The sequence below is a fragment of the Streptomyces sp. NPDC005195 genome, from assembly GCF_040608315.1.
In the GTDB taxonomy this organism is placed as follows: domain Bacteria; phylum Actinomycetota; class Actinomycetes; order Streptomycetales; family Streptomycetaceae; genus Streptomyces; species Streptomyces kaempferi.
The window spans coordinates 17410-42199 of the sequence record NZ_JBEXHZ010000043.1; the positions used below are offsets into that span (position 1 = coordinate 17410).

18 protein-coding genes are annotated in these 24790 nt (G+C 70.5%); 5 read left to right on the forward strand and 13 right to left on the reverse strand.

Annotated elements, in window-relative coordinates; all coding sequences use genetic code 11:
• Position 1 precedes the first annotated feature (1 nt).
• The 6 genes from ABZV34_RS29545 to ABZV34_RS29570 all read right to left on the reverse strand — a co-directional run bounded on the left by ABZV34_RS29545 (position 2) and on the right by ABZV34_RS29570 (position 6977).
• Positions 2-739 carry a cytochrome c biogenesis protein CcdA gene (locus ABZV34_RS29545; protein WP_356283210.1) on the reverse strand — a complete coding sequence of 246 codons (738 nt, stop codon included), beginning with the start codon at positions 737-739 and terminating at the stop codon, positions 2-4.
• A gap of 45 nt (positions 740-784) precedes the next feature.
• Positions 785-1408, reverse strand: coding sequence for a TlpA disulfide reductase family protein (locus ABZV34_RS29550; protein WP_356283134.1), 624 nt, complete (start codon positions 1406-1408; stop codon positions 785-787).
• A gap of 66 nt (positions 1409-1474) precedes the next feature.
• A complete protein-coding gene (locus ABZV34_RS29555; RefSeq protein WP_356283137.1) occupies positions 1475-2776 on the reverse strand; it encodes a hypothetical protein in 1302 nt (433 codons plus the stop codon).
• A gap of 173 nt (positions 2777-2949) precedes the next feature.
• Positions 2950-3663, reverse strand: coding sequence for a histidine phosphatase family protein (locus tag ABZV34_RS29560; protein WP_356283140.1), 714 nt, complete (start codon positions 3661-3663; stop codon positions 2950-2952).
• Positions 3660-4976, reverse strand: a complete 1317-nt coding sequence (hemL, locus tag ABZV34_RS29565) for a glutamate-1-semialdehyde 2,1-aminomutase (protein ID WP_356283143.1) — start codon at positions 4974-4976, stop codon at positions 3660-3662. Before hemL ends, ABZV34_RS29560 begins: the two co-directional genes overlap by 4 nt.
• A 237-nt stretch (positions 4977-5213) precedes the next feature.
• Positions 5214-6977, reverse strand: a complete 1764-nt coding sequence (locus tag ABZV34_RS29570) for a recombinase family protein (protein ID WP_356283146.1) — start codon at positions 6975-6977, stop codon at positions 5214-5216.
• Between the two features lie 200 nt (positions 6978-7177).
• Here ABZV34_RS29570 and ABZV34_RS29575 point away from each other — a divergent pair, with 200 nt between their 5' ends.
• Complete coding sequence (locus tag ABZV34_RS29575) at positions 7178-7864, forward strand: hypothetical protein (protein WP_356283149.1); 687 nt, start codon at positions 7178-7180, stop codon at positions 7862-7864.
• Positions 7865-8242: 378 nt separating this feature from the next.
• Positions 8243-9115: a hypothetical protein gene (locus ABZV34_RS29580; protein WP_356283152.1), complete on the forward strand. Its 873-nt coding sequence runs from the start codon at positions 8243-8245 to the stop codon at positions 9113-9115.
• A 62-nt stretch (positions 9116-9177) separates the two neighbouring features.
• On the opposite strand, the gene ABZV34_RS29585 is transcribed toward ABZV34_RS29580, so the two are convergent.
• The 6 genes from ABZV34_RS29585 to kdpF all read right to left on the reverse strand — a co-directional run bounded on the left by ABZV34_RS29585 (position 9178) and on the right by kdpF (position 16497).
• The gene (locus ABZV34_RS29585) at positions 9178-10992 is read right to left on the reverse strand and encodes an APC family permease (protein WP_356283155.1); all 1815 of its coding nucleotides are present in this window, start codon (positions 10990-10992) and stop codon (positions 9178-9180) included.
• Positions 10993-11223: 231 nt separating this feature from the next.
• Complete coding sequence (locus tag ABZV34_RS29590) at positions 11224-11913, reverse strand: response regulator (RefSeq protein ID WP_356283158.1); 690 nt, start codon at positions 11911-11913, stop codon at positions 11224-11226.
• 21 nt (positions 11914-11934) lie between these two features.
• Positions 11935-12600, reverse strand: a complete 666-nt coding sequence (locus ABZV34_RS29595) for a potassium-transporting ATPase subunit C (protein WP_356283161.1) — start codon at positions 12598-12600, stop codon at positions 11935-11937.
• Between the two features lie 5 nt (positions 12601-12605).
• Positions 12606-14738: a potassium-transporting ATPase subunit KdpB gene (gene kdpB / locus ABZV34_RS29600; RefSeq protein ID WP_356283164.1), complete on the reverse strand. Its 2133-nt coding sequence runs from the start codon at positions 14736-14738 to the stop codon at positions 12606-12608.
• Positions 14735-16399: a potassium-transporting ATPase subunit KdpA gene (kdpA, locus tag ABZV34_RS29605; RefSeq protein ID WP_356283167.1), complete on the reverse strand. Its 1665-nt coding sequence runs from the start codon at positions 16397-16399 to the stop codon at positions 14735-14737. The genes kdpB and kdpA overlap by 4 nt, the downstream gene beginning before the upstream one ends.
• Before the next feature lie 8 nt (positions 16400-16407).
• Positions 16408-16497 (reverse strand): K(+)-transporting ATPase subunit F, encoded by a 90-nt coding sequence (gene kdpF, locus ABZV34_RS29610; protein ID WP_055544543.1) that lies wholly within the window; start codon positions 16495-16497, stop codon positions 16408-16410.
• 351 nt (positions 16498-16848) lie between these two features.
• On the opposite strand from kdpF, the gene ABZV34_RS29615 reads away from it, so the two are divergent.
• Both ABZV34_RS29615 and ABZV34_RS29620 read left to right on the forward strand, forming a co-directional pair.
• Entirely contained in the window at positions 16849-17406 is a 558-nt protein-coding gene (locus tag ABZV34_RS29615) for a hypothetical protein (RefSeq protein WP_356283171.1), read from the forward strand.
• A 324-nt stretch (positions 17407-17730) separates the two neighbouring features.
• On the forward strand, positions 17731-19755 hold the full coding sequence (locus ABZV34_RS29620; protein ID WP_356283174.1) for an APC family permease: 2025 nt from the start codon (positions 17731-17733) through the stop codon (positions 19753-19755).
• Between the two features lie 70 nt (positions 19756-19825).
• Here ABZV34_RS29620 and ABZV34_RS29625 read toward each other — a convergent pair whose 3' ends face one another.
• Positions 19826-22399: an ATP-binding protein gene (locus ABZV34_RS29625; RefSeq protein WP_356283177.1), complete on the reverse strand. Its 2574-nt coding sequence runs from the start codon at positions 22397-22399 to the stop codon at positions 19826-19828.
• 435 nt (positions 22400-22834) lie between these two features.
• Here ABZV34_RS29625 and ABZV34_RS29630 point away from each other — a divergent pair, with 435 nt between their 5' ends.
• The gene (locus ABZV34_RS29630) at positions 22835-24787 is read left to right on the forward strand and encodes an amino acid transporter (protein WP_356283180.1); all 1953 of its coding nucleotides are present in this window, start codon (positions 22835-22837) and stop codon (positions 24785-24787) included.
• Positions 24788-24790 lie beyond the last annotated feature (3 nt).

The window sequence follows — 24790 nt, forward strand, 5'->3', positions numbered from 1 at the left end:
ATCAGATCCCTACCGTGAAGCCGTTGGACCACGTCTGCATCTGCTGCACGATGCTGTCCCAGGCACCGGTGAGCAGAAGCAGGCCGGTCGCGATCATCATGCCGCCGCCGATCCGCATCACCCACACGTAGTGCCGCTTGACCCAGCCGAAGGCGCCGAGCGCCTTGCGGAAGGCCACGGCGGCGAGCACGAAGGGCACACCCAGGCCGAGGCAGTACGCGACGGTCAGTATGGCCCCGCGCCCGGCGCTCGCCTGATCCATCGAGAGAATGTTGACGGAGGTGAGTGTCGGCCCCAGGCACGGCGTCCAGCCGATACCGAAGAGCGCGCCGAGCAGCGGAGCACCCGCCAGACCCGTCACCGGCCGCTTGTGGAAGCGGAACTCGCGCTGCGTCAGCCAGGGCATCATCCCCATGAAGAAGACGCCCATGCCGATCATCAGCACGCCGAGGATCTTGCTGATCGTGCCCTGGTACTCCTGGAGCGTCGACCCGAAGTACCCGAACAGCGCCCCGCCGGAGACGAACACGGCGGTGAAGCCGAGCACGAACAGGCCGGCGCCCGCGACCATCCGCCCCCGTCTGGCCTCCGCGAGATCCGTGCCGGTGACACCGGTGACGTACGACAGATAGCCCGGTACGAGCGGCAGTACGCACGGTGAGAAGAAGGAGACGAGCCCGCCGAGCACGGCGACGGGCAGGGCGAGCAGCAGGGCCCCGCTGTAGACCGTGCCGTTCATTCCGTCGGCGGAGGCGGCAAGAGCGACATGAAGGGACACGTCAGGTCACTTCTCCGCGATGATCGGGTCGAGCATCTCGCGCAGCTTGTCCTCGCTGAGGGCCTGCAGCGTCCGCGCCGCGACCTTCCCGTCCCTGTCGATGACGAGCGTGGAGGGAATCGTCTGCGGGTTGAGCGTGCCCTTCTTGAAGCGGAGCATCAGCTTGCCCTTCGGGTCGTACAGGCTGGGGTACGTGACCCCGAACTCCTTCTCGAAGGCGCGGGCGAGCGAGGCCTCGGAGTCGCGGGTGTTGATCCCGACGAACTGCACGCCCTTCGCCTCGGTGTCCTTGGCGACCCTGACGAAGTTCGGCGCCTCGGCACGGCACGGCGGGCACCAGGAACCCCACACGTTCAGGACGACGATCTTGCCCTTGTAGTCCTCGACGTCGAGTTTCCTGCCGTCGACCGTCGCGCCGGAGAGGTCGGGGGCGTCGACCCGCGACCCCTTGGCGACGGTGGAGATGCCGTCCTTGCCCGCGACGAAGTTGGTGTCGCCCGAGCCCCCGGAGGTCCCCCCGGACCCGCACGCGGACAGGACGAGCGTGGCGACGGCGGCCCCGGCGGTGAGCAGGGCGACGCGGCTACGGGTGCGGTTCGAGCGTGGTCGGGCGCGACAGGCTGCACTCATGTGAAAAGTTTCGCATGCCCGTTTCGGGGATCTTCCGCACCCCCCTCGCGGGCGGAGGGCACCCTTTCAGGTGGCGCTCCCCGACGCGCTGGACGAGGCGCCGCCGGTCACCTTGTCCGTGTCGCCCAGGAACGTCTTCCAGCCGCCGTCCGGCCGCTGCCCCACGTCCAGGGTCTGCAGCTTGGCGACCGTCTCGGGCGGCTGTACGTCCAGCCAGTCCACGAACTGCCGGAAGGAGACGAGCCGCACGTCCTCGCCCTTCTCCTTCTCCCGCGCGATGTACTTGAAGGCCTGCTCGACGGCGTCCATGTAGATGCCGCCGTTCCACTCCTCGAAGTGGTTGCCTATGAAGAAGGGCGCCCGGTTCGACTCGTAGGCCCGCCGGAATCCGGCGATGTAGGCCCCGGCCGCCTGCTTCCGCCAGCCCGGGTAGTTGTACGACGGCGCCTTCGTCGAGTTGACCGACTGGTTGGCGAGCATGTTGTAGTCCATGGACAGGACTTCGAAGCTGTGGCCCGGGAACGGGACGGCCTGCAGCGGGAGATCCCACACGCCCTGGTTCTTCTGCGGCCAGCACTGGCGTCCACCGGGCGAGGAGGCGTCGTAGCGCCAGCCGAGTTCCTTGGCGGTGGGCAGCAGGTTGTTCTGCCCGAGCAGACACGGGGTCCGGCCGCCTATGAGTTCCTTGTCGTAGTCGAACGGCAGCGAGGGCAGATCGCTCCAGCCCGTGTTGGTCCGCCATTCCTTGACGAAGGACTTGGCCTGGTCTATCTCGCTGCGCCACTGGGCCGGCGTCCAGTTGGCGACGGTGCCGTGGCCGGAGCAGAAGTGGCCGTTGAAGTGGGTACCGATCTCGTGGCCGTCGAGCCAGGCCTGCCGGACGCCTTCGAGGGTCGCCTTGACGTGGTCGTCGGCGAGGTAGCCGATGTCCGAGGCGCCGCGGGGGTTGTTCGGCGGCAGGTACTTGCGCTTCTTCGACTCGGGCAGCAGATACAGCCCGGAGAGGAAGAAGGTCATGTGCGCGTCGTGCTCCTCGGCGAGCCGCAGGAACCGGGAGAAGAGGCCGGTCCCGACCTCCCCCGCGCCGTCCCAGGAGAAGATCACGAACTGCGGAGGGGTCTCGCCGGGCTCCAGGGGCACGGGGGCCTTGGGCTGCTTCGGCTGCTTGCCGGTGAAGGAGGTGGAGCCGTCGCCTATCGGGCGCGCGGTGGGCTTGGGGGTGCCGGGCCGGGACGACCGGCCGGGCTTGCCCGGCCGTGATCCGCTCGCGGGGGCGTCGTGTTCCGAGGTGCCGCACGCCGCGAGTCCGAGTGCCGCCGCGGCACCCGTCCCGAGGCCGATCATTCCCCTCCGGCTGATGTCCCGCATGCGGTCCCCATCTCCTTCGCGCCCTCTCAGCTGTTTCTCAGCAGACACATAATGAGAGGGCACGAAGTGCGGATGGGTTCCGCCAACTAGCGCATATTGATCATATTTTACGAATATCGATTCGAGTGGCACACTTCACAGTCACCGGAAGTTCATATTCGGGACCGGGACGGCTACGCGCCGAACGCCTTGCTCTTTCCCTTCACCGGCTTGGCGCCCGCGAGGAGATGGGACGGGACGAGATCCCGGGCGGGCTCGCTGTAGCCGACGGAAACGATCTTGTCGCCGCGGTAGGTGAAGGACGTGAGGGACGCCAGCGTGCACTGCCGCTTCCTCGGGTCGTGCCACAACCGCCGCCGCTCGACGAAGGAACGCACGATCCAGATCGGCAACTGGTGGCTGACCAGCACCGCTTCATGACCGCGGGCCGCGTCCTTGGCGGCGTCGAGCGCCCCCATCATCCGGACGACCTGCTCCACGTACGGCTCGCCCCAGGACGGCTTGACCGGGTTGACGAGGTACTTCCAGTTCTCGGGCCTGCGCAGCGCGCCGTCGCCCACCCCGAAGGTCTTGCCCTGGAAGACGTTCTCGGCCTCGATCAGCCGCCCGTCGGTGCCGAGGTCGAGTCCGTGCGCCTTGGCGATGGGCGTCGCGGTCTCCTGCGCCCGCTCCAGCGGGGACGCGATCACCTGCGTGACGTCCCGGGAGGCCAGGTGCTCGGCGACCCGGCCGGCCATCTGCCGCCCCAGCTCGGAGAGGTGGTACCCGGGCAGCCTCCCGTAGAGCACCCCGTCCGGGTTGGCGACCTCGCCGTGCCGCATCAGGTGGACGACGGTGATGTCCTGGTCCCGGATCTCGCTCATGCTCCCGCTCACGCTCTCGCTCATGCCGTGGCCTCCGCCGCTGCCCGCGCCGCCGCCGGAAGGGCGTCGGCGATCCGCTGGATGGCCCGCTCGTCGTGGGCCGTGGACACGAACCACGACTCGAAGGACGACGGCGGCAGGTAGACGCCCTGCGCCAGCATCGCGTGGAAGAACGCGGTGAACCGGAAGGACTCCTGCGCCTTCGCGTCCTCGTAGTCGCGCACCTCACGCCCGGTGAAGAAGACCGAGAACATGTTGGAGGCGTTCTGCAGCCGGTGCGCCACGCCCTCCTTGGTGAGCGCCTCCGTGACGAGCGCGCGGATCTGCGCGGAGACGGCGTCGACCGTCTCGTACGCGGCGTCGTCGAGCAGCCGCAGCTGCGCGAGTCCGGCGGCGGTCGCGACGGGGTTCCCGGAGAGCGTGCCGGCCTGGTAGACGGGCCCGGCGGGGGCCAGATGCCCCATGATGTCCTCCCGGCCCCCGAAGGCCGCGGCCGGGAAGCCGCCGCCCATGACCTTGCCGAAGGTCATCAGGTCGGGCTTGACCCCGTCGATGCCGTACCAGCCGGACCTGCTGGTACGGAAGCCGGTCATGACCTCGTCGGAGATGAACAGGGCGCCGTTCTTCGCGCAGGCGTCCTTGAGGCCCTGGTTGAAGCCGGGACGCGGCGGCACCACACCCATGTTGCCGGGCGAGGCCTCGGTGATCACACAGGCGATCTCGCCCGGGTGCGCGTGGAAGGCCGCGTTCACGGCTTCGAGGTCGTTGTAGGGAAGGACGATGGTGTCGCCGGCCTGGGCGCCGGTGACGCCGGGGGTGTCGGGCAGGGCGAAGGTCGCGAGGCCGCTGCCGGCCGCGGCGAGCAGGGCGTCCACGTGTCCGTGGTAGCACCCGGCGAACTTGATGACCTTGGGCCGCCCGGTGAACCCGCGCGCGAGGCGGATGGCGGACATCGTCGCCTCGGTCCCGCTGGAGACGAGCCGGACCTGCTCGACCGGCTCGACGCGGGCGACGATCTCCTCCGCGAGCGCGACCTCGCCCTCGCCCGGCGTACCGAAGGACGTACCGCGGGCGACGGCCTCCTGCGCGGCGGCGACGACCTCGGGCCGGGAGTGACCGAGGATCATCGGCCCCCAGGAACAAACGAGGTCGACGTATTCCCTCCCGTCGGCATCGGTCAGGTACGGACCGTCTCCGGACACCATGAAGCGGGGCGTACCGCCCACGGCGCGGAACGCGCGCACCGGAGAGTTCACGCCGCCCGGCGTGACGGCAGCCGCACGGTCGAAAAGAGTCTGCGAAGCTGGGGCTTCATAGCTGTAGGGCAGTTCGGTCATGACCTGCGGTTCCTCGTAGTGACGGGCATCCGACGTCCCCCAGCGTAGGGCAGGGACGTTGTCGGCCACCCTCGCCCTGCGACGCACGGCCTCTCCCTCAGTACGGTGTGGAGGTTCCCCCTCCGCGCGCGGCGGGATCGGCCACCGCACACGGAACCGGTCCCCGTCGGGTGGCCGCCCGCGTCGACGTGCCGGCGCAACCCGTCCGCGACCTGGGGCCGCACGGGCTCGCTCAGGTCAGGACCGACGCGTCGGGGACGCGCGTACGTCCGAACGGTCCGACGACGCCATGGTCACCGTGACACGGTCCTGGACCCGGCACATGGGCCGCCTGCCGCCCCGGGGCTCCGCCTTGGCGACATCGATCCGGTCGACGAAGAGCCGCACGAGCATCCGCCTGTCGTCGACGTCAGCACGTCCCCACCACGAGGTGGGACCCACGGGGTCCCCGTCTTCCGACTCGCCCCACTGTTCGATGGGGAGCGTCGTCAGCTCCGGACGCCCCACTGCGGCGATCCGGTCGTCCAGCGCTTCCAGCCGCGCTTCGCCGGACCGCTTGTCCGCCAGGAACCGTGAGCGTCCGATCGGGCCGTCGTAGATCCCGATCTTCAGATCCGAGTAGAGCTGCTCGATGGACCGGACGACGGAAGCTCTCTCCCCGAGCAGAGCCGCGCGCTCACCGCGCGTTCCGGGGCTCTCGGTGAGTCTCGTGAGCCGCGCCATGGCTTCGGCGATGAGATCCGTCGTATTCGGGTCGTCCTCACCGGCGTTCCTGATGACGGACATGATCCGGTCTGCGACGTAGATGTCCACGTCGCGCCGTCGGATCGTGCTCCCGCCCTCGTGCCTGCCCGGCTCGACGACACCTGACGGCCGACTGCATTTGTAGACGTCGCGTGACCCCGTCATCGGGCGCCCGCACTCGCAGTGGAGCACTCCCATCGCAGTCAGTACGTACCTGCCGGGCGCCGCCGGCCCGCTCCTGCGCCCTCGTCCGGTGAGCCACTCCTGCAGCTCGAAGAACCGTGCGCGGGGGACGAGCGCGTCACCGATGACGATCGGCGCCTCGTTCTCGTCTCGCAGGATCCGGTATCCACTGACGTTCCGGGTCCGGTTCCCCTGTTTGTCGAGCGCGTACACGGACTCTGCCCCGATGCCCGCTAACCGCGGGTCCGTGAGCAGCCTTTTGACCGCCCTTTCCCGCCAGAGTCCGCCGTTCTGCGTAGGCACGGCGCGCGTGTTGAGCCACGACACGACAGCGCCCACGGACGCGGGATGCGCGTTCTTCTTTCCCTCCCACGGCTTGTCCTTGAATTCAAGGATGCGGTCGACCATCCTCAGGACTTCGCCGGCCTGATCCGTGCCGTCCTCGCGCACCGCGGCGGGACGGAGCTTCCGGACCGTCACGGCCACGGGCTTTCCGTCGATGACCTTGGTCACGGATTCAGGGTAGGACTCCAGCCCGTAGGGAACGGCGCCTCCCGTCCACCCCCCGAACTCCTTCGCCTTCTGTTTCGCCCCGGCGATGGCGTCACTCCTGTCGCGGCTGTCCTGATGGGCCGCGTCCAATCGCATGATCAACATGATCAGTTCCATGGTGTCGCCAGGCGAGAACGAGCCTTCGGACACCGAGGTGATCACGACGCCGAGAGAGAGGAGTTCCAGGACGACGGGGATGGCGTCCTTCGGCTCCCTGCGGGAAAGCCTGGTGACATTGAAGACGATGATCTCGTGCACGCGTCCCGCGCGGCATTCGTTCAAAAGCCGCTCGAATGCCGTCCGCTCAGCGTTCGGGTCGTATCCCGATACGCCAATGTCCCTGTAGTGCGCCTCGAATGAGCAGCCTCGCTCGCGGGCTTTCTTTTCGGTCGCCATGTCCTGCGTTTGTGGGCTAGCTTCCGACTTGTCCGCTTTGGCTTTTGACTGACGGGTATATCCTGCCGCTACCCGAAGCACGGTGGCAACGCGCTCCGGGTCCCCCGCCTCAGTGGATGGGCGCATGATCCCCAAGGTACCCGGTCGGCATGAAGCCGGGCTTCGTACGGATAGCGCACCCAGCTATGGTGTCAGAGGCTGCGAAGATCCCGCGGACAGGTGTTTCGGCGTACGTTTCGGCGTGCGGCCGTGGGGGAGGTCACTGTCACGATGATCGGGTTGCGTGGCGGGGGTCGCGCGCCTTAGAAAAGCAGTCGGGTGGAGATATGCATCGCGGTGGCGGACTGGGCGAGGGGACCGACGACCTCGGTCCTCGGCGTGCCCGGCAGGGGAAGCACCGGCGCGAGGCGGAAGAAGCCGAGGCACGGCAGGCACAGGGCACGCCGGGATCGCAAGGGTCACAAGGATCACAGGGCGATCCTGAGCGGATCGACTCGTCGGCCCGTATGGACGGTATGGACTACACGGACCGCGGGGCAGACCGGCTCAGGGCAGGAAGCGGGAATGGTGGCCGGGTGGGGGTGACGTACAAATACTTCGGCGCACCGGACGGCGCGACCGCGGCCCGGGTGCCGATCTCCATGCGCCCCGAGGAACTCGGTGGCGACGAGCTCGGCATGAACGGCATGTTCACCAAGATCAAGCCGGAGACGATGGCCGCGATGGTCCTCACCGGTATCGAGGGCGTCCCCCTGCACAAGGTGCCCCCGCTGGAACTCGTCGTCCTCCACCCCGACTACGCCGTCGTGAAGCTCCCCATGACCGTCGTCGACCCGCTCCGTGGCATCGGCGAGGAAGCCGTCGGCGCGGCCGCGTTCATCTGGTCGACGGTGCCGGACCGGGGTGGCCCCCGGGACGCGTTCAACGTGTACCAGCTTCTCCACGAATGGCAGGATTTCAGCCATCGTCTGCACGAGGCGGGGCATCAGCCGTACTGCCTGGTGTGGCCCTGAGTCCCGTTCTTCGGTGACACGGGGGGACTCGGGAGCGAGCCGGAGTGAGAACGGGCGGGGCCTCGGGGTCCCGCCCTCACCGCTGCCGCCACCCGGCCGACGGGCCCCCGGCCGGCGAGGCGCCTGTTCCGGTCGTCGTCCCGGCTCCGCCGACCCCTCGTCCGCAGGGCTCCGGTCGCCCACGGCTCTCCCCCAAGAACCGGGTGGAAAGAACCAACCCCCCTCCTCCTCCCGCCCGTTCACCCTCAGGAGTGACCCGGTTGCGGTGAGCGGCCACGGAGGGTTACGTTCCCGGCGACAACCCCACAAAGGACGGCCCCCGGCCAGGACTGCAATCCTGATCGAGGGCCTGACCGCTCAGGAAGAAGCACCTTCCCAATGGCTGAACCGCAGTCTAACGCGCCCGTGCGCGCCGCCGCCGGAGCTCCGGCCTCCGGCGTGATCCACGTCCGCACCCGTCTCACCGCCGAGTTCACCGTGCTCGCCAACGCCCTCGCGCAGCGGCGCGGCAGCGCGGTCACCATCGGGGTCGCGGCCTACATCGCCTCCCTGCCGGACGGCACCCCCGTCAGCATCACCGCGCTGTGCGCCCACTTCAGCGAGGGCGAGATCCTGATCTCGCGGGCGCTGCGGGAGTTGGAGGCCGCCGGTTACCTGGAAAGGCGCCGCGAGCGCGGCCCCGACGGCCAGGTCCGCACCCGGACCTTCTTCCACGACGTACCGCGAGGCCCCGGCCGCCGCACCCCGCCGCCACCCCGGCCACGGCGGTCCGCGGTGTCTCCCGCGCCCGCGACCGCCACCCCACCCGAACCCGCCCGCCTGGCGCCTCCTCCCCCGCTCCGGCCGGAGGACACCGCCGACCGCGCCGCCACCGACACTGACGCCGACCCTCGGAGTGTCCTCGTCCTCGCCTCTCTCCAAAACGCCGACCGGAGGCTGATCCTGTCCCGCCGCGAGGTCGCCGAACTGGCCCCGGCCGTCGCCCGGTGGCTCGCGCTGGGGCTCGGCCCCGAGGACATCACCGGCCTGCTCACCGCCGGGCTCCCCGCGCACTTCCGGGCCCGTCCGGCCCGCGTCCTCGCCCACCGCCTCCGCGAGGTCCCGCTCCCGCCGCCCGCCCCGACCCCACCACGCGCCGGACCCACCGCCCCCGCCGTACACCCCTGGCAGACCTGCGACGGCTGCGAACGCGCCTTCCGGGCGCCGGGGCCCGCCGCCTGCCGGGACTGCCGGAGCCAACCGGCGGCCTGATGCCCCGGGGCGCCCGGACGCACCCGGGACGGCGCACTCCGGAGCCCGTGAAGCCCCGGCTCTCACACGCTCAGCCGGTACGGCACCACGCAGACGACCACGTCCGTACGGGCCCGCAGCACCGTGGCGAGCAGCAGGCCGCGCTGGTTCTGCAGGATCTGGTAGCGGCGGTGGAGCGGTTCGACCTCGGGGATGAGGACGGCGATCTGCCGGCCTCCCTCCGCCGCCCGCCGGACGTACGCGACGATCGGTTCCACCAGCGAGCGCTGGGGACTGTCGATGACGTCAAGCCGTACACCGGGATTCCAGCGGTCCCAACTCTCCCTGAGCGCGGCGACCTTGGCCGGGTCGGAGTACACGGCGACCGCGACGACCTCGTGGCCGAGAGCGAGGGCGGCCTGCAGCCCGTGCCGGGTGAGCAGGCTGACCTGGCTGACGGGAACGATGACCAGGGAGTCGGCGACGCTCAGCGGCGGCGGGGTCTCGCCGAGCCCGAGTTCGCGGCCGGCCTCGGTGTAGTAGCGCTGGATACGGGAGAACAGCAGCATCAGCAGCGGGATGGTGACGACCACCACCCAGGCACCCTCCAGGAACTTGGTGGCCAGCAGGACGATCCCCGCCACGACGGTCAGGACGGCGCCGATCCCGTTGAGCGTCGCGCGCCGCAGCCAGCCGCGCGGCCGCTCCCCCGCCCAGTGCCGCACCAGCCCGATCTGGCTGACGCTGAATCCGATGAACACCCCGATGGCGAAGAGCGGGATCATGCGGTGGGTGTCGGCGTCCACGGCGATCAGCAGCACCGCCGCGAGCAGCGCGAGCGAGACCACGCCCCAGCGGTACACCGGGCGCTCCGCGCGCAGCCCGAACAAGTGCGGCAGCCGGTGGTCCCTGGCGAGCAGGCTCATCAGGACGGGCAGTCCGCCGAAACTGGTGTTGGCGGCGAAGGCGAGCGCCAGGGTGACGATGAGGTTCGTGGCGTAGTACGGCCATCCCGTGCCGTACGCGCCCGCCGTGAGCTGTGCCAGTACGGTCACGCCGCCGCGCGGGGCCAGCTGGTCGCGGCGGATCAGCAGGGCCATGCCGATCAGCATCAGGCCGAGCAGCGCGCCGAGCATCAGTTCGGTGCGCTGGGCGCGCTTGACGCGCGGATCGCGGAAGGAGGGCACGCCGTTGGCGATGGCCTCCACCCCGGTGAGCGCGGAGCAGCCGGAGGAGAACGCCTTGAGGAGCAGCAGGACGCCCAGCGTCTCGGTGGCGTGCACGGGGTGCGCGGTGCCCACGACGGCCACGGGGTGGCCGCGCAGCAGCCCGAGCACGACGATGCCGAGGATGCTCACGACGAACAGCGCGGTGGGCAGCATCAGCACCCGGGCGCTCTCGGCCACGCCCCGCAGGTTCACCGCCGTGAGCAGGGCGAGGCCGATCAGGCAGATCGTGAGCAGGTGTGAGCCGAGGGACGGGAAGGCGGAGGCGAGGCTCGCGGCGCCCGCCGCCAGACTGACGGTCACGGTGAGGACGTAGTCGACGACGAGGCTGGCCGCCGCGAGCAGGCTGACGGTCGGCCCCAGGTCCTTCTTCGCCACCGCGTACGCGCCGCCCCCGTCGGGGTGGACGGCGATCACCTGCCCGTACGACACGACCAGCACCGCCAGCAGCGCGGCGATGACCAGTGTCACCGGCAGCGTGGCGGTGAGCGCGCCCGTTCCGGCGGCGACCAGGACGAGCACGATCGCCTCGGGTCCGTACGCCACCGAGCTGAGCGCGTCCAGGGACAGTGCGGCGAGCCCCTCGATGCTGGTCAGGCGGTACTTGTCGCCCTCTCCATGTCGCAGGGGCACTCTCGGCCGCAGTTCGCGGCGGGCCAGTCCGTACGCCATCGGGACCTCGCGATACAGGGTGGTTTCGACTGGTTCGTCCTGTCCGGAGCCAGTCTGGCGGGTCCACCTCGCCGCGAGCCGCCAAGGACGCGCCCGGCGGGGCGCGCCCCGGGCCCGGGGTCGCTCGGTCCTCGTCACCCCGGCCGGGACCGGCCGGAGAACACCGCCTGGCCCGCGGGCCGCGCCGGCGTGAAGCACGGGCTCCCCTCCCGCCCGTGCGTCTCCCCGGTCTCAGTCGCCGGCCTCGAAGCGGTACCCCATTCCCGCCTCCGTGATGAAGTGGCGGGGATGGGACGGGTCGGCTTCGAGTTTGCGGCGGAGCTGGGCCATGTAGACCCGCAGGTAGTTGGTCTTGGTGCTCCGGGAGGCGCCCCACACCTCCTCGAGCAGCCGGCGCTGCGGGACCAGGCGGCCGGGGTTGCTGACCAGGATCTCCAGCAGGTGCCACTCCGTGGGCGTGAGCCGGACGTCCCGGCCCGCGCGTCTCGCCTTCTTGGCCACCAGGTCGACGGTGAATTCGGCGGTGGTGACCACGTCGGACCCGGGCGCGAGCGCCGGGGTCTCCGTGCGGCGGACGGCGGCGCGCAGCCGGGCCAGGAGTTCGTCCATGCTGAACGGCTTGGTGATGTAGTCGTCGGCGCCCGCGTCGAGCGCGGCGACCTTCTCGCCGGAGGCGCGGCGCGCGGACAGCACCAGGATCGGTACGCGGGTCCAGCCGCGCAGCGCCCTGATGACGTCCACGCCGTCCATGTCGGGCAGCCCGAGGTCGAGCACGACGGCATCGGGCTGCCGTACGGCCGCCAGCCGGAGGGCCGTGGTGCCGTCGGGCGCCGCGTCCACTCCGTACTGACGGACCTGCAGGTTGATCACGAGCGCTCGTACGAGCTGGGGGTCGTCTTCCACGACCAGCACCCGGGTCATCGTCGATTCACTGGCTCCCGGTCATTTCCCGGTCAGTGCCTTGAGCGCGATGTTGAGTTCGAGGACGTTGACGCGGGGTTCGCCGATGAAGCCGAGGGTGCGGCTGTCGGTGTGCTCGTCGACCAGCTTGCGTACCTGGGCGACGGACAGACCGTTCTTCTCCGCGATCCGGTGCACCTGGATGCCGGCGTACCGGGTGGAGATGTCCGGGTCCAGGCCGGAGCCGGAGGACGTCACCGCGTCGGCGGGCACGTCGGAGGGCCTGACCGTGTAGCCGTTCACCGAGTTGTCCTTGACGACGGCCTTCTTGGCCGCGGTCACCCAGTCGATCAGGTCCTTGTTGTCGCCCGACCGGTTGGTGGCGCCGGACAGGATCAGCTTGTACTGGGTGTTGACCGAGTTCGTCCCCAGACCGTTGGCGGGGCGTCCCTGGAACCACTTCAGGTCGGGCTCCGGGGTCTCCTGGCCCTTCTTCAGCGGCAGGTTGTAGGACTGGCCGATCAGGGAGGAGCCGACGACCTTCCCACCGGCGCTGATCTCCGAGCCGTTGGCCTTGTCGTGGAACAGGGCCTGGCCGACGCCGGTGACGGCGAGCGGGTAGATCACCCCGCAGACGACGGTGAGGACCAGGAGGGCCCGCAGGCCGGCCCAGAGCAACCGGGCCGTGTTCGTAACCGAGTTGTTCATGGCGATCAGCCGATTCCGGGGATGAGGGAGATGAGCAGGTCAATGATCTTGATGCCGACGAAGGGGGCGATCAGGCCGCCGATGCCGTAGATCCCGAGGTTGCGCCGCAGCATCCGGTCGGCGCTCATGGGCCGGTAGCGCACACCCCGCAGGGCCAGCGGCACCAGCGCGATGATGATCAGCGCGTTGAAGATGACCGCCGACAGGATCGCGGAGTCGGGCGAGGACAGGTGCATGATGTTCAGCTTGTCCAGGCCCGGGTAGACCACTGCGAACAGCGCCGGGATGATCGCGAAGTACTTCGCGACGTCGTTGGCGATGGAGAACGTCGTCAGCGCGCCCCGGGTGATCAGCAGCTGCTTGCCGATCTCGACGATCTCGATGAGCTTGGTCGGGTTCGAGTCGAGGTCGACCATGTTGCCGGCCTCCTTGGCGGCCGACGTGCCCGTGTTCATCGCCACGCCGACGTCCGCCTGGGCGAGGGCCGGGGCGTCGTTGGTGCCGTCGCCGGTCATCGCGACCAGCTTGCCGCCGGCCTGCTCGCGCTTGATGAGCGCCATCTTGTCCTCGGGAGTGGCCTCCGCGAGGAAGTCGTCGACGCCGGCCTCCTCCGCGATCGCCTTGGCCGTCAGCGGGTTGTCACCCGTGATCATGACGGTCCTGATGCCCATGCGGCGCAGCTCGTCGAACCGCTCGCGCATGCCCTCCTTGACGACGTCCTTGAGGTGGATCACCCCGAGGACGCGGGCGCCCTCGGTGTCCTCGACGGCCACCAGCAGCGGGGTACCGCCCGCCTGGGCGATGCGGTCGGAGAGGGTGGTGGCGTCCGCGGACACCTCGCCGCCCCGCTCCGTGACCCAGGCCACGACCGAACCGGCCGCGCCCTTGCGGATCCTGCGCCCGTCGACGTCCACACCCGACATCCGGGTCTGGGCGGTGAAGGCGATCCACTCGGCGCCCGCGAGTTCGCCCTGGTGGCGCTCGCGCAGACCGTACTTCTCCTTCGCCAGGACGACGATGGAGCGGCCCTCGGGTGTCTCGTCGGCCAGCGAGGAGAGCTGGGCGGCGTCCGCGACCTCGGCCTCGGTGGTGCCCGTCACCGGTACGAACTCGGCGGCCTGGCGGTTGCCGAGGGTGATGGTGCCGGTCTTGTCCAGGAGGAGGGTCGACACGTCGCCCGCCGCCTCGACCGCGCGGCCGGACATGGCCAGCACGTTGCGCTGTACCAGCCGGTCCATGCCCGCGATGCCGATCGCGGAGAGCAGGGCGCCGATCGTGGTCGGGATCAGGCAGACCAGCAGGGCCACCAGCACGACCATGGTGAGGTGCGTACCCGCGTAGTTCGCGAACGGCGGCAGTGTGGCCACCGCGAGCAGGAAGACGATCGTGAGGGACGCGAGAAGGATGTTCAGCGCGATCTCGTTCGGGGTCTTCTGCCGGGACGCGCCCTCGACCAGTGCGATCATGCGGTCGATGAAGGTCTCGCCGGGCTTCGTCGTGATCTTGACGACGATCCGGTCGGAGAGGACCTTCGTACCGCCGGTGACGGCCGAGCGGTCGCCGCCGGACTCCCGGATGACCGGGGCCGACTCACCCGTGATGGCCGACTCGTCGACGGACGCGACGCCCTCGACGACGTCACCGTCGCCGGGGATGATGTCGCCCGCCTCGCAGACCACCAGGTCACCGACGCGCAGTTCGGTGCCGGGCACCCGCTCCTCGGCGGAGCCGGTCAGGCGGCGCGCGACGGTGTCCGTCTTCGCCTTCCTGAGGGTGTCCGCCTGGGCCTTGCCGCGGCCCTCGGCCACCGCCTCCGCCAGGTTGGCGAAGATCACGGTCAGCCACAGCCAGGCGCTGATCGCCCAGCCGAACCAGTCGCCCGGGTCCTTGAAGGAGAAGACCGTCGTCAGGACCGAGCCGACCAGTACCACGAACATGACGGGCGACTTGATCATCACCCGCGGGTCGAGCTTGCGGAAGGCGTCCGGCAGCGACCTCAGCAGCTGCCGCGCGTCGAACAGACCCGCGCCGACACGGCCTTCGTCGGACTTGTGGCCGGTCGGCACATCGCTGTGCGGCGCCCGGGTCGGAGTGGCTGTGGACATCTCGTCCTCTTGGTTCGTTACGTCGGTGGTCATGACGCCAGCCCCTCGGCCAGCGGGCCCAGTGCGAGGGCCGGGAAGTAGGTCAGACCGGTGATGATCAGGATCGCGCCCACCAGCAGGCCCACGAACAGCGGCTTGTGGGTGCGCAGGGTGCCCGCGGTCTCCGGGACGGGACGCTGCTCGGCGAGCGAACCGGCCAGCGCCAGCACGAACACCATCGGCAGGAACCGGCCCAGCAGCATCGCGAGACCGATCGTGCTGTTGAACCACTGCGTGTCCGCGTTCAGACCCGCGAAGGCCGAACCGTTGTTGTTGGCGCCCGAGGAATAGGCGTACAGGATCTCGGAGAATCCGTGCGCCCCGCTGTTGGTCATCGAATGACCCGGGGTGGACAGCGCCATCGCCGCCGCGGTGAAGACGAGCACCAGGGCCGGGGTGACGAGGATGTAGCAGGCCGCGAACTTCATCTCGCGGGTGCCGATCTTCTTGCCCAGGTACTCCGGGGTGCGGCCGACCATCAGACCGGCGATGAACACCGCGATGACCGCCATGATCAGCATGCCGTAGAGACCGGAGCCGGTACCACCGGGCGCGATCTCCCCGAGCTGCATGCCCAGGATCGTGATGCCGCCGCCGAGACCGGTGAACGACGAGTGGAAGGAGTCCACCGCACCGGTCGAGGTCAGGGTCGTGGACACCGCGAAGATCGAGGACGCTCCGACGCCGAAGCGCTGCTCCTTGCCCTCCATCGCCCCGCCGGCGATCTGGAACGCCGGTCCGTGGTGGGCGAACTCGGTCCACATCATCAGGGCGACGAAGCCGAGCCAGATGGTGGCCATGGTGGCGAGGATCGCGTAGCCCTGCTTGAGGGAGCCGACCATCCGGCCGAAGGTGCGGGTCAGCGCGAACGGGATGACCAGCAGCAGGAAGATCTCGAAGAGGTTGGTGAACGGGGTGGGGTTCTCGAAGGGGTGCGCGGAGTTGGCGTTGAAGTAACCGCCACCGTTGGTGCCCAGCTCCTTGATGGCCTCCTGCGAGGCGACCGCCCCGCCGTTCCACTGCTGCGAGCCGCCCATGAACTGGCCGACCTCGTGGATGCCGGCGAAGTTCTGGATCGCCCCGCACGCCACCAGGATGATCGCGCCGACCACCGAGAGCGGGATCAGGATGCGTATGGTGCCGCGCACCAGGTCCGACCAGAAGTTGCCGAGCTCACCGGTGCGGGAGCGCGCGAACCCTCGGACGAGCGCCACGGCGACCGCGATGCCGACGGCCGCGGAGACGAAGTTCTGGACGGCGAGACCGGCGGTCTGCACGACGTGGCCCATGGCCTGCTCGCCGTAGTACGACTGCCAGTTGGTGTTCGACACGAACGACGCGGCCGTGTTGAACGCCTGGTCCGGGTCGATCGCGGAGAAGCCGAGCGAACCGGGCAGGTGACCCTGCAGCCGCTGCAGCAGGTAGAGGAAGAGCACGCTGACGGCGGAGAAGGCGAGGACACCGCGCAGATAGGCGGGCCAGCGCATCTCCGTGTTCGGATTGGCGCCGATGCCCTTGTAGATCCACTTCTCGACACGCCAGTGCTTGTCGGAGGAGTAGACCTTGGCCATGTAGTCGCCAAGCGGGATGTAGGCGAGAGCCAGCGCCGCGATGAGAGCGATCAGCTGGAGCACGCCGGCGAGGACGGGACTCATGTCGAGACTCAGAACCTCTCCGGGAAGACGAGAGCGAGGACGAGATAGCCCAGCAGGGCGACGGCCACGATCAGGCCGACGATGTTCTCGGCGGTCACAGCTTCGTCACCCCCTTGGCGACGAGCGCCACCAGCGCGAATACCGCGATCGTGGTGACGACGAAGGCCAGATCGGCCATCGTGAGCTCCTGGATGAGGTTCGGAAAACGACTCGGACGCTTAGAGCAAAACCCCTCGATGGCTGGAATCGAGCGCCGTTGACGTCTCCCTTACGGCGGCTCGTACGGCCTTGACGCAACCCATACGCGAGCCTCCGGCGGGCGGCCCGGGACGATGATCACCTCGCCACCGTCCGTCCCCGCGGCCTTGTCACAACCCTGACGGCCCCGCCCGTCAAAGGGCCGTCAAGGTGGGGTGACCACGGCTTTCGCGGTCTCTACCGTCGGTGCCATGGACCGCCGCGACCACACCCGCGACGCCCCCGCACCGGTACCGCACAGGGAACCGGTCGAGGTGGCGTACGACCGCCTCTGGGAACGAGACCTGCGCAGCTCGCTCCGCTGCGCGGGCGCTCTCCTCGCCCTTCTGCTGCTGATCGACGCAGCCGCCGGCAGCCTCACCCCCGTACGCGCCTCGCTGTGGACCGCGCTCGCGGTGCTGCTGTTCCTGGTGCTGTACCCCTCCCGGGTCGCCGCCGGCGAGGGCTGGCTGAGCACACGCGGACCACTGCGCGGGCACCGGGTGCGCACCGACCACCTGGTGTCGGTGCGCTGCCTGGACGGGGTCGGGCAGCGCCTCGTCCTGCGGGACGCCTTCGGCGCCCGGGCCGAGATCGACCCCCGCGTCCTGGTCGCCAACCCCCCGCTGTGGCACCGCCTCGACGAGGACGCCCGCCGCTCCGCCCGCCGCGGCTCGCTGACCTGCGGAGAGACCGCCCTGCGCCGCGTCTCGGAACGGATCGACCGCGAGACGGCGCAGACGGTCTTCAGGATGTCGGGGCTGGACTAGTGCCGCGGGCCGCGGCAGTGGTGCCGCGGCACCCGGACCCGGACCCGTCCCCTCCCGGAGTCGCCGTCTTTATTGATCTCCGCGTCGGTCCCCCGTCTTTTGTGATCGCCGCATGTTCGAAGGCGCATCGGTGAAGCTGCGCGCCGAGGACGCGGAACACCGTCTGAGGAGCAGGGGGCCGTCCGCCGGCGCCGAGCCGGCCGGGACCCTCCCGCGTCCCTTGCTCCATCTGCACGCGTGCGGCGGGACCCTAACGGTCCCTTAAAGGTCCCCCGACCGTTCGCCCTCCCCCTCCCGGGCGCCGGCCCGGCTTAGTCTCCGCCCGTGTTCAACGTGACGGGGATCCTCAAGCGGCTGGTGATCGGCCGGGCCATGCGGAGCGAAGAGCTGCACGAGACGCTCCTGCCCAAACGGCTCGCGCTGCCCGTCTTCGCCTCGGACCCGTTGTCCTCGGTGGCGTACGCGACCCAGGAGATCCTGCTGGTCCTCACGCTCGGCGGGCTGGCGTATCTGCACTTCGCCCCGTGGATCGCGGCCGCGGTCGTCGCCCTGATGACGGTCGTGGTGCTGTCGTACCGCCAGGTGGTGCACGCCTACCCGAGCGGCGGCGGCTCCTACGAGGTGGTGTCGACCAACCTCGGCCCCTCCGCCGGCCTCGTGGTGGCCGCCTCCCTGCTCGTCGACTACGTCATGACGGTGGCCGTCTCGGTCGCCTCCGGCGTGGACAACGTCATCTCGGCCGCCCCCCAACTGGCCCCCCACCGCGTCCCGCTGGCCATCGGCTTCGTCGCGGTCCTGACCGCGGCCAACCTGCGGGGCGTACGCGAGTCGGGACGGGCCTTCGCCGCCCCCACCTACCTCTTCGTCGGCGGCGTACTCATCATGGTGATCACGGGCCTGGTCCGCTACGCCCTCGGGGACGCGCCGGTCGCCGAGAGCGCGGGCTACGGCATCACCGCGGCCCCCTCCGACGCGGGCCTCACGGGCCTCGCCCTGCTGATGCTGGTGCTGCGGGCGTTCTCCTCCGGCTGCACGGCGCTGACGGGAGTGGAGGCCATCTCCAACGGCGTACCGGCGTTCCGCAAGCCCAAGTCGGCGAACGCGGCCGCCACGCTGGCCGCGATGGGCATCACCGCGGTCGTCATGTTCGCGGGCGTCACCGCGCTCGCGCTGATCACGAAGGTGCACATCACGGGCGACCCGTGCCGCCTGACGGGCCTGACCGGCTCCTGCTCCGCCTACACCCAGCGCACGGTCATCGCCCAGATCGCGGCGGCGGTCTTCGGCGGCGAGCACAGCCTCGGCTTCTACCTCATCCAGACCGTGACCGCGCTCGTCCTGATCCTGGCGGCGAACACCGCCTTCAACGGCTTCCCGCTGCTCGCCTCGATCCTGGCCCAGCACCGCTTCCTGCCGCACCAGTTGCACAACCGCGGCGACCGGCTGGCCTTCTCCAACGGCATCCTGGCGCTGGCGGTCGTCGCCGGCCTGCTGCTGTGGGGCTTCAGGGCGAACGTCACCAGTCTCATCCACCTCTACATCCTGGGCGTGTTCACCTCCTTCACGCTCTCCCAGCTCGGCATGGTCCGGCACTGGAACGGCGAACTGCGCGCCGAACACGACCCGGCACGGCGCCGCCACCATCACACGGCCCGCGTGATCAACACGATCGGCGCGGTCGTCACCGGCCTGGTCCTGGTGATCGTGCTGGCCACCAAGTTCACCCAGGGCGCGTGGCTCGCCGTCCTCGCGGCCGTCGCCCTGTGGGTGATGATGCGCGGGATCCGCCGCCACTACGACACCACCGCGGCGGAACTGGCGGTGACCGATCCGAAGACCGAACTCACCTTCCCCTCGCGGGTGCTGGCCATCGTCCTGGTGTCCACCCTGCACAAGCCCACGCTGCGCGCCCTCGCCTACGCGCGGGCCCTGCGCCCCGACCATCTGGAGGCGCTGACGGTCTCCGTGGACCGCGACGAGGCGGCGGCGCTGCGCGGGCGCTGGGAGGAGTACGGCATCGAGGTCCCGCTGAAGGTCATCGACTCGCCCTACCGCGAGGTGACCCGGCCGGTCGTGGAGTACGTCCGATCGGTGCGCAGGGAGAGCCCGCGCGACATCGTCGCCGTCTTCGTCCCCGAGTACGTCGTCGGCCGCTGGTGGGAGAACCTCCTCCACAACCAGTCGGCCCTGTGGCTGAAGAACCGGCTGCTGTTCACACCCGGTGTCATGGTCACGAGTGTGCCGTGGCAGCTGACCTCGGCCGCCCACGCCGACCGGCCGGCCGCCCGCGCGCCGGGATCGGTGCGCCGGGGCGAGCCGCGGGGCACCGCGCCACGGCACCACCCCTGACGGCGCACCCGCCTTCCGGGCACCGCCGCCGACGCCCCCGGACGCCCCTCGACGGCACCACCACCGGCGGCTACGGCACCACCACCGGCGGCACGCGGTCCCGCGCGTCCCGCGCGCACGGCAGTGACAGCACCATCGTGAGACCGCCGCCCGGAGTGTCCTCCGGGACGAGGGTGCCGTCCATCGCCTCGGTCAGGCCCCGGGACAGGGCGAGGCCGAGCCCCAGACCGGTCGAGTTGTCGGTGTCGCCCAGCCGCTGGAAGGGCTCGAAGAGACGGTCGCGGTCCGACGGCGGGATACCGGGACCGCGGTCCACGATCCGTACCTCGACCCGGCCCGCGTGGGCGCTGGCGGTCAGCAGCACCGGGCGCCCCACGGGGGTGTGCCGGGCGGCGTTGCCGGCCAGGTTGGCGATCACCCGTTCCAGGAGCGGCGGGTCGGCGAGGACGGCCGGGAGCTTCTCCAGGTCGTGGACCTCGACCCCGGGAACATCCGCGAGGGCCGCCGGGAGCACCTCCTCCAGGGCGGTGGCCCGCAGGTTCAGACGCAGCGCGCCGGCCTGCAGACGGCTGAGGTCGAGCAGGTTCTCCACCAGCCGGTTCAGCTTGGCCATCGACTCGTCGGCGGTGGCGAGGAGTTCGTCGCGGTCCGCGGCGGAGAACTCGACGTCACGGCTGCGCAGCGAGGCGACGGCGGCCCAGCCGGCGGCGAGCGGGGTGCGCAGGTCGTGGCCGACCGCCCGCAGCAGCGCCGTACGCATCCGGTCGGCGGCCCGGACCGGCTCCACCTCGGCGGCGGCCTCCGCGAGCCGGGCCCGCTCGACCGCGGAGCCGACGTGCGCGGCGAAGGCGGCCAGCACCCGCCGCTCGGAGGAGGCGAGCGTGCGTCCGCGCAGGACCAGGTGGGAGCCCGGCCCCGCGGGCACGACCACGACCGCCCCGCTGTCCGTGCCCGGCGGGGGCGGCCGGTCCACCAGTTCCGCGGAGTCCGTCCCGAACGTCTCCCGGGTACGTTCCAGCAGCGCCGGGATCGTCTCGCCGCCCCGCACGATGGTGCCCGCGAGCGACGACATGGTCTCGGCCTCGGCGGTGGCGCGGGCGGCGCGCCGGGACAGCCGCAGCGACCGGTCGACGACGGCCGCGACCGTGGCGGCGACGACCGTGAAGACGCCGACCGCGAGCACGGCGTTGGGATCGGCGAGCGTGAACGAGCCGACCGGCGGGATGAACCAGTAGTTGAGCAGCAGCGACGCCGTGACCGAGGCGATCACGGCCGAGGCGACACCGCCGATGCAGGCCACGCCCACCACGGTGAGCAGGTACAGCAGCGCCTCACTGGTGAGGTTGACGGTGCCGCGCACCTGGGCGAGGAGAAGGGTGAGCAGCACCGGCAGGACGAGACCGGCGACCGGTCCGGCGACCAGCCGCGCGGTGGGCAGCGTACGGCGCCTCGACGGCAGCAGGGTGCCCCGGCCCGCCCGCTCGTGCGTGACCATGTGGACGTCGAGGTCGGCGGAGAGCCCGACCACCGTCTCTCCGGTGCCGCGTCCGGTGACAAAGCGCTCGACGCGTCCGCGGCGGCTGGTGCCGAGGACGAGCTGGGTGGCGTTCTCGGCGCGCGCGAACTCGACCAGCGCGGTGGCCACGTCGTCGCCGACGACCGAGTGGTAGCTGCCGCCGAGGTTCTCGACGAGCCGCCGCTGCCGGGCGAGGGAGGCGTGCGAGGCGCCCGCGGCGAGGGAGCCGCTGCGCGTCACGTGCACGGCGAGCAGATCGCTGCCGGCCCGCGGGGCCGCCCCCGAGCCGACGGGGTCGAGAGCGCCGAGTCCGTCGAGAGCGCGCGGGAGGCCCGCGATCCGGGCGGCGCGCCGGATGAGGGTGTCGCCCTCACGGCCGCCGGTGAGCGCGACCACGACCCGCTCGCGGGACTCCCGTCCGCCGTCGGCCGCCCGCTCCGGCCGGTACGACCGCAGCGCCTCGTCGACGCGGTCGGCCATCCACAGCAGGGCGAGCCGGCGCAGCGCGGTCAGATTGGCGGGGCGGAAGTGGTCGGCGAGGGCCGCGTCGATCCGTTCGGGCGGGTAGATGGTGCCGTGCGCCATGCGGCGGCGCAGGTCCCGCGGGTCCATGTCCACCAGTTCGATCCGGTCGGCCCGGCGGACGGCCTCGTCGGGCACCGTCTCGCGCTGCGGTACCCGCGTGATCCTCTCGACGACGTCGCCGAGCGATTCCAGGTGCTGGATGTCCAGCGCCGTGATGACGTCGATCCCGGCGGCCAGCAACTCCTCGATGTCCTGGCGGCGCTCCGGGTTGCGGCCGCCGCCGGGCACGTTGGCATGGGCGAACTCGTCGACGATCACGACCTGCGGACGGCGCGCGAGGACCGCGGCGAGGTCCATCTCCTCGCGCTCCTCACCCCGGTGGCGGCAACGGACCGGTGGCACCCGCTCCAGGCCGTCGAGCATCGCCTCGGTGCGCGGGCGTCCATGGCACCGCGCGAACCCCACCACCACGTCGGCGCCGCGTGCCGCCCTGCGGTGCCCCTCGTCGAGCATGCGGTAGGTCTTGCCGACACCCGGGGCAGCCCCGAGGTAGACCTTCAGCCGTCCGGGCCGCACCTCACGCGTCGGCCGTGCATCGTTCATCACCTCTCAGCCAACGCCCCGGTGCCCGCGCGGCGCAGCGGCCTTGACGCTTCCCTGGCGCCGCTCACCGGGAAGTTGACACCGCCTTGACGGGCGGGCGCGCCGCCCCGCGACGACGGGACGGGCGTGACAGGACCACACCCATGGGGCTCGCCGCCCGGCTGGACACGCCCGCACCCGGCACCGGGCGCCCCGCGCGCCCGTGATGCGCGACCAGCCACTCCTGACGCAAGCTTGACGCGTCCGGACCCTTCGCCCGCGGGTCCTTGGCCCGCGGACCCTTCGCCCGCGGGTCCTCGCCTTCCTCTCCGCATGGGCGGATCGCGCCGTCTCCTCGACGGCCGGAGACTCCGGAACCCGGGCACTCAAGCGCCCAGACACCAGGCACCAAGCACCAAGAGAAACCGAAGGGCCGCACGTCAGGAGAGCACGCCGATGGCCAGCACCGAGCACGCCCCCACGAGCCGCTTGCGGGCGTGGATGCTGGAGGGCCTGTCCGACATGGGCAAGGGCCGCCGGGTGCCGGAGCCCGCCGCGCCTGAGCCCGGGCACAGGGGGCAGCGGTGGTGGCGCGTCATGTGCCTCACCGGCGTCGACTACTTCTCCACCCTCGGCTACCAGCCCGGCATCGCGGCCTTGGCCGCCGGACTGCTGTCCCCGGTGGCGACCGTCGTGCTCGTCGTCGTCACCCTCGCGGGCGCGCTGCCCGTCTACCGGCGGGTGGCCGAGGAGAGCCCCCGGGGCGAGGGTTCGATCGCGATGCTGGAACGGCTGCTGACGTTCTGGAAGGGCAAGCTCTTCGTCCTGACCCTGCTGGGCTTCGCCGCCACCGACTTCCTGATCACCATCACCCTTTCGGCCGCGGACGCCTCCACCCACCTCGTCGAGAACCCGCACCTCACCAACGCCCTGCACGACCGGCAGATGCTCATCACACTCATCCTGGTGGCCCTGCTCGGTGCCGTCTTCCTCAAGGGCTTCCTGGAGGCGATCGGCGTCGCGGTCGTCCTCGTGGGGATCTACCTGGTGCTCAACGTGGTGGTCGCGGTGACCGGGCTGTGGCACGTGGCGACCGAGGCACATGTGGTCACCGACTGGGGCACGGCCCTGACCGCGGAGCACGGGAACGCCTTCGCGATGATCGGGGTGGCCCTGCTGGTCTTCCCGAAGCTCGCGCTCGGTCTGTCCGGCTTCGAGACCGGAGTGGCCGTCATGCCGCACGTCGAGGGCGACCCCGAGGACACCGAGGAGAGCCCCGCGGGCCGTATCCGGGGCACGAAGAAGCTGCTGACCACGGCCGCGCTGATCATGAGCGTGTTCCTGATCGTGACCAGCTTCATCACCACCGTGCTCATCCCGGAGAAGGAGTTCGAGTCGGGCGGCCGGGCCAACGGCCGCGCGCTCGCGTACCTCGCGCACGAGTACCTCGGCGGCGTCTTCGGCACGGTGTACGACGTGTCGACGATCGCCATCCTGTGGTTCGCCGGCGCCTCGGCCATGGCCGGACTGCTCAACCTGATGCCCCGCTACCTGCCCCGCTACGGCATGGCTCCCCACTGGGCGCGCGCCGTCCGACCCATGGTGATCGTCTTCACCCTGGTCGCCTTCCTGGTCACCTGGATCTTCGACGCCGACGTCGACGCCCAGGGCGGTGCGTACGCCACCGGTGTGCTGGTGCTGATCAGCTCCGCGGCGATCGCGGTGACCATCGCCGCCCGCAAGGCCGGCCAGCGCAACTGGACCGTCGCCTTCGCCGTCATCTCCGTGGTCTTCCTCTACACGACCGTCGTCAACGTCATCGAGCGTCCCGACGGTGTCAAGATCGGCGCCTGCTTCATCGCCGGCATCATCCTCGTCTCGCTCCTCTCGCGGCTCGCCCGCGCCTTCGAGCTGCGCGTGACCAGCGTGACCCTCGACGCCATGGCCGAACGCTTCGTCCGCGACATCGCGAGCCGTCGGATCCGCTTCATCGCCAACGAGCCGGACAGCCGTGACATCGGCGAGTACCGGGAGAAGATCAAACAGATCCGCGCCGACAACGACGTCCCCGGCACGGAGGACTTCGTGTTCGTCGAGGTCACCGTCCTCGACGCGTCCGAGTTCGAGACGGGGCTCACGGTACGGGGGGAGGTGCTGCACGGGCGTTATCGCGTGCTGACGCTGGAGTCGTCGTCGGTGCCCAACGCGCTCGCGGCGCTGCTCCTCCACGTCCGGGACAGCACGCGGCGCACTCCGCACATCTACTTCGAGTGGACCGAGGGGAATCCCTTCGCGAACTTCCTGCGCTTCTTCCTCTTCGGCCAGGGCGAGGTCGCTCCCGTCACCCGGGAGGTCCTCCGCGAGGCCGAACCGGACCCCACGTGCCGGCCCCGCGTCCACGTCGGCTGAACC

What these genes read in the sequence shown, in the direction of transcription:
- ABZV34_RS29580 (WP_356283152.1), top strand. Translation starts at nt 8,243, where the DNA reads ATGGCTGAACCGCAGTCTAACGCGCCCGTGCGCGCCGCCGCCGGAGCT.
- ABZV34_RS29545 (WP_356283210.1), bottom strand. Translation starts at nt 739, where the DNA reads ATGAACGGCACGGTCTACAGCGGGGCCCTGCTGCTCGCCCTGCCCGTC.
- kdpA (WP_356283167.1), bottom strand. Translation starts at nt 16,399, where the DNA reads ATGAGTCCCGTCCTCGCCGGCGTGCTCCAGCTGATCGCTCTCATCGCG.
- ABZV34_RS29590 (WP_356283158.1), bottom strand. Translation starts at nt 11,913, where the DNA reads ATGACCCGGGTGCTGGTCGTGGAAGACGACCCCCAGCTCGTACGAGCG.
- hemL (WP_356283143.1), bottom strand. Translation starts at nt 4,976, where the DNA reads ATGACCGAACTGCCCTACAGCTATGAAGCCCCAGCTTCGCAGACTCTT.
- ABZV34_RS29570 (WP_356283146.1), bottom strand. Translation starts at nt 6,977, where the DNA reads ATGCGCCCATCCACTGAGGCGGGGGACCCGGAGCGCGTTGCCACCGTG.
- ABZV34_RS29595 (WP_356283161.1), bottom strand. Translation starts at nt 12,600, where the DNA reads ATGAACAACTCGGTTACGAACACGGCCCGGTTGCTCTGGGCCGGCCTG.
- ABZV34_RS29630 (WP_356283180.1), top strand. Translation starts at nt 22,835, where the DNA reads ATGGCCAGCACCGAGCACGCCCCCACGAGCCGCTTGCGGGCGTGGATG.
- ABZV34_RS29550 (WP_356283134.1), bottom strand. Translation starts at nt 1,408, where the DNA reads ATGAGTGCAGCCTGTCGCGCCCGACCACGCTCGAACCGCACCCGTAGC.
- ABZV34_RS29625 (WP_356283177.1), bottom strand. Translation starts at nt 22,399, where the DNA reads ATGAACGATGCACGGCCGACGCGTGAGGTGCGGCCCGGACGGCTGAAG.
- ABZV34_RS29585 (WP_356283155.1), bottom strand. Translation starts at nt 10,992, where the DNA reads ATGGCGTACGGACTGGCCCGCCGCGAACTGCGGCCGAGAGTGCCCCTG.
- ABZV34_RS29555 (WP_356283137.1), bottom strand. Translation starts at nt 2,776, where the DNA reads ATGCGGGACATCAGCCGGAGGGGAATGATCGGCCTCGGGACGGGTGCC.
- ABZV34_RS29560 (WP_356283140.1), bottom strand. Translation starts at nt 3,663, where the DNA reads ATGAGCGAGAGCGTGAGCGGGAGCATGAGCGAGATCCGGGACCAGGAC.
- kdpB (WP_356283164.1), bottom strand. Translation starts at nt 14,738, where the DNA reads ATGACCACCGACGTAACGAACCAAGAGGACGAGATGTCCACAGCCACT.
- ABZV34_RS29575 (WP_356283149.1), top strand. Translation starts at nt 7,178, where the DNA reads ATGCATCGCGGTGGCGGACTGGGCGAGGGGACCGACGACCTCGGTCCT.
- ABZV34_RS29615 (WP_356283171.1), top strand. Translation starts at nt 16,849, where the DNA reads ATGGACCGCCGCGACCACACCCGCGACGCCCCCGCACCGGTACCGCAC.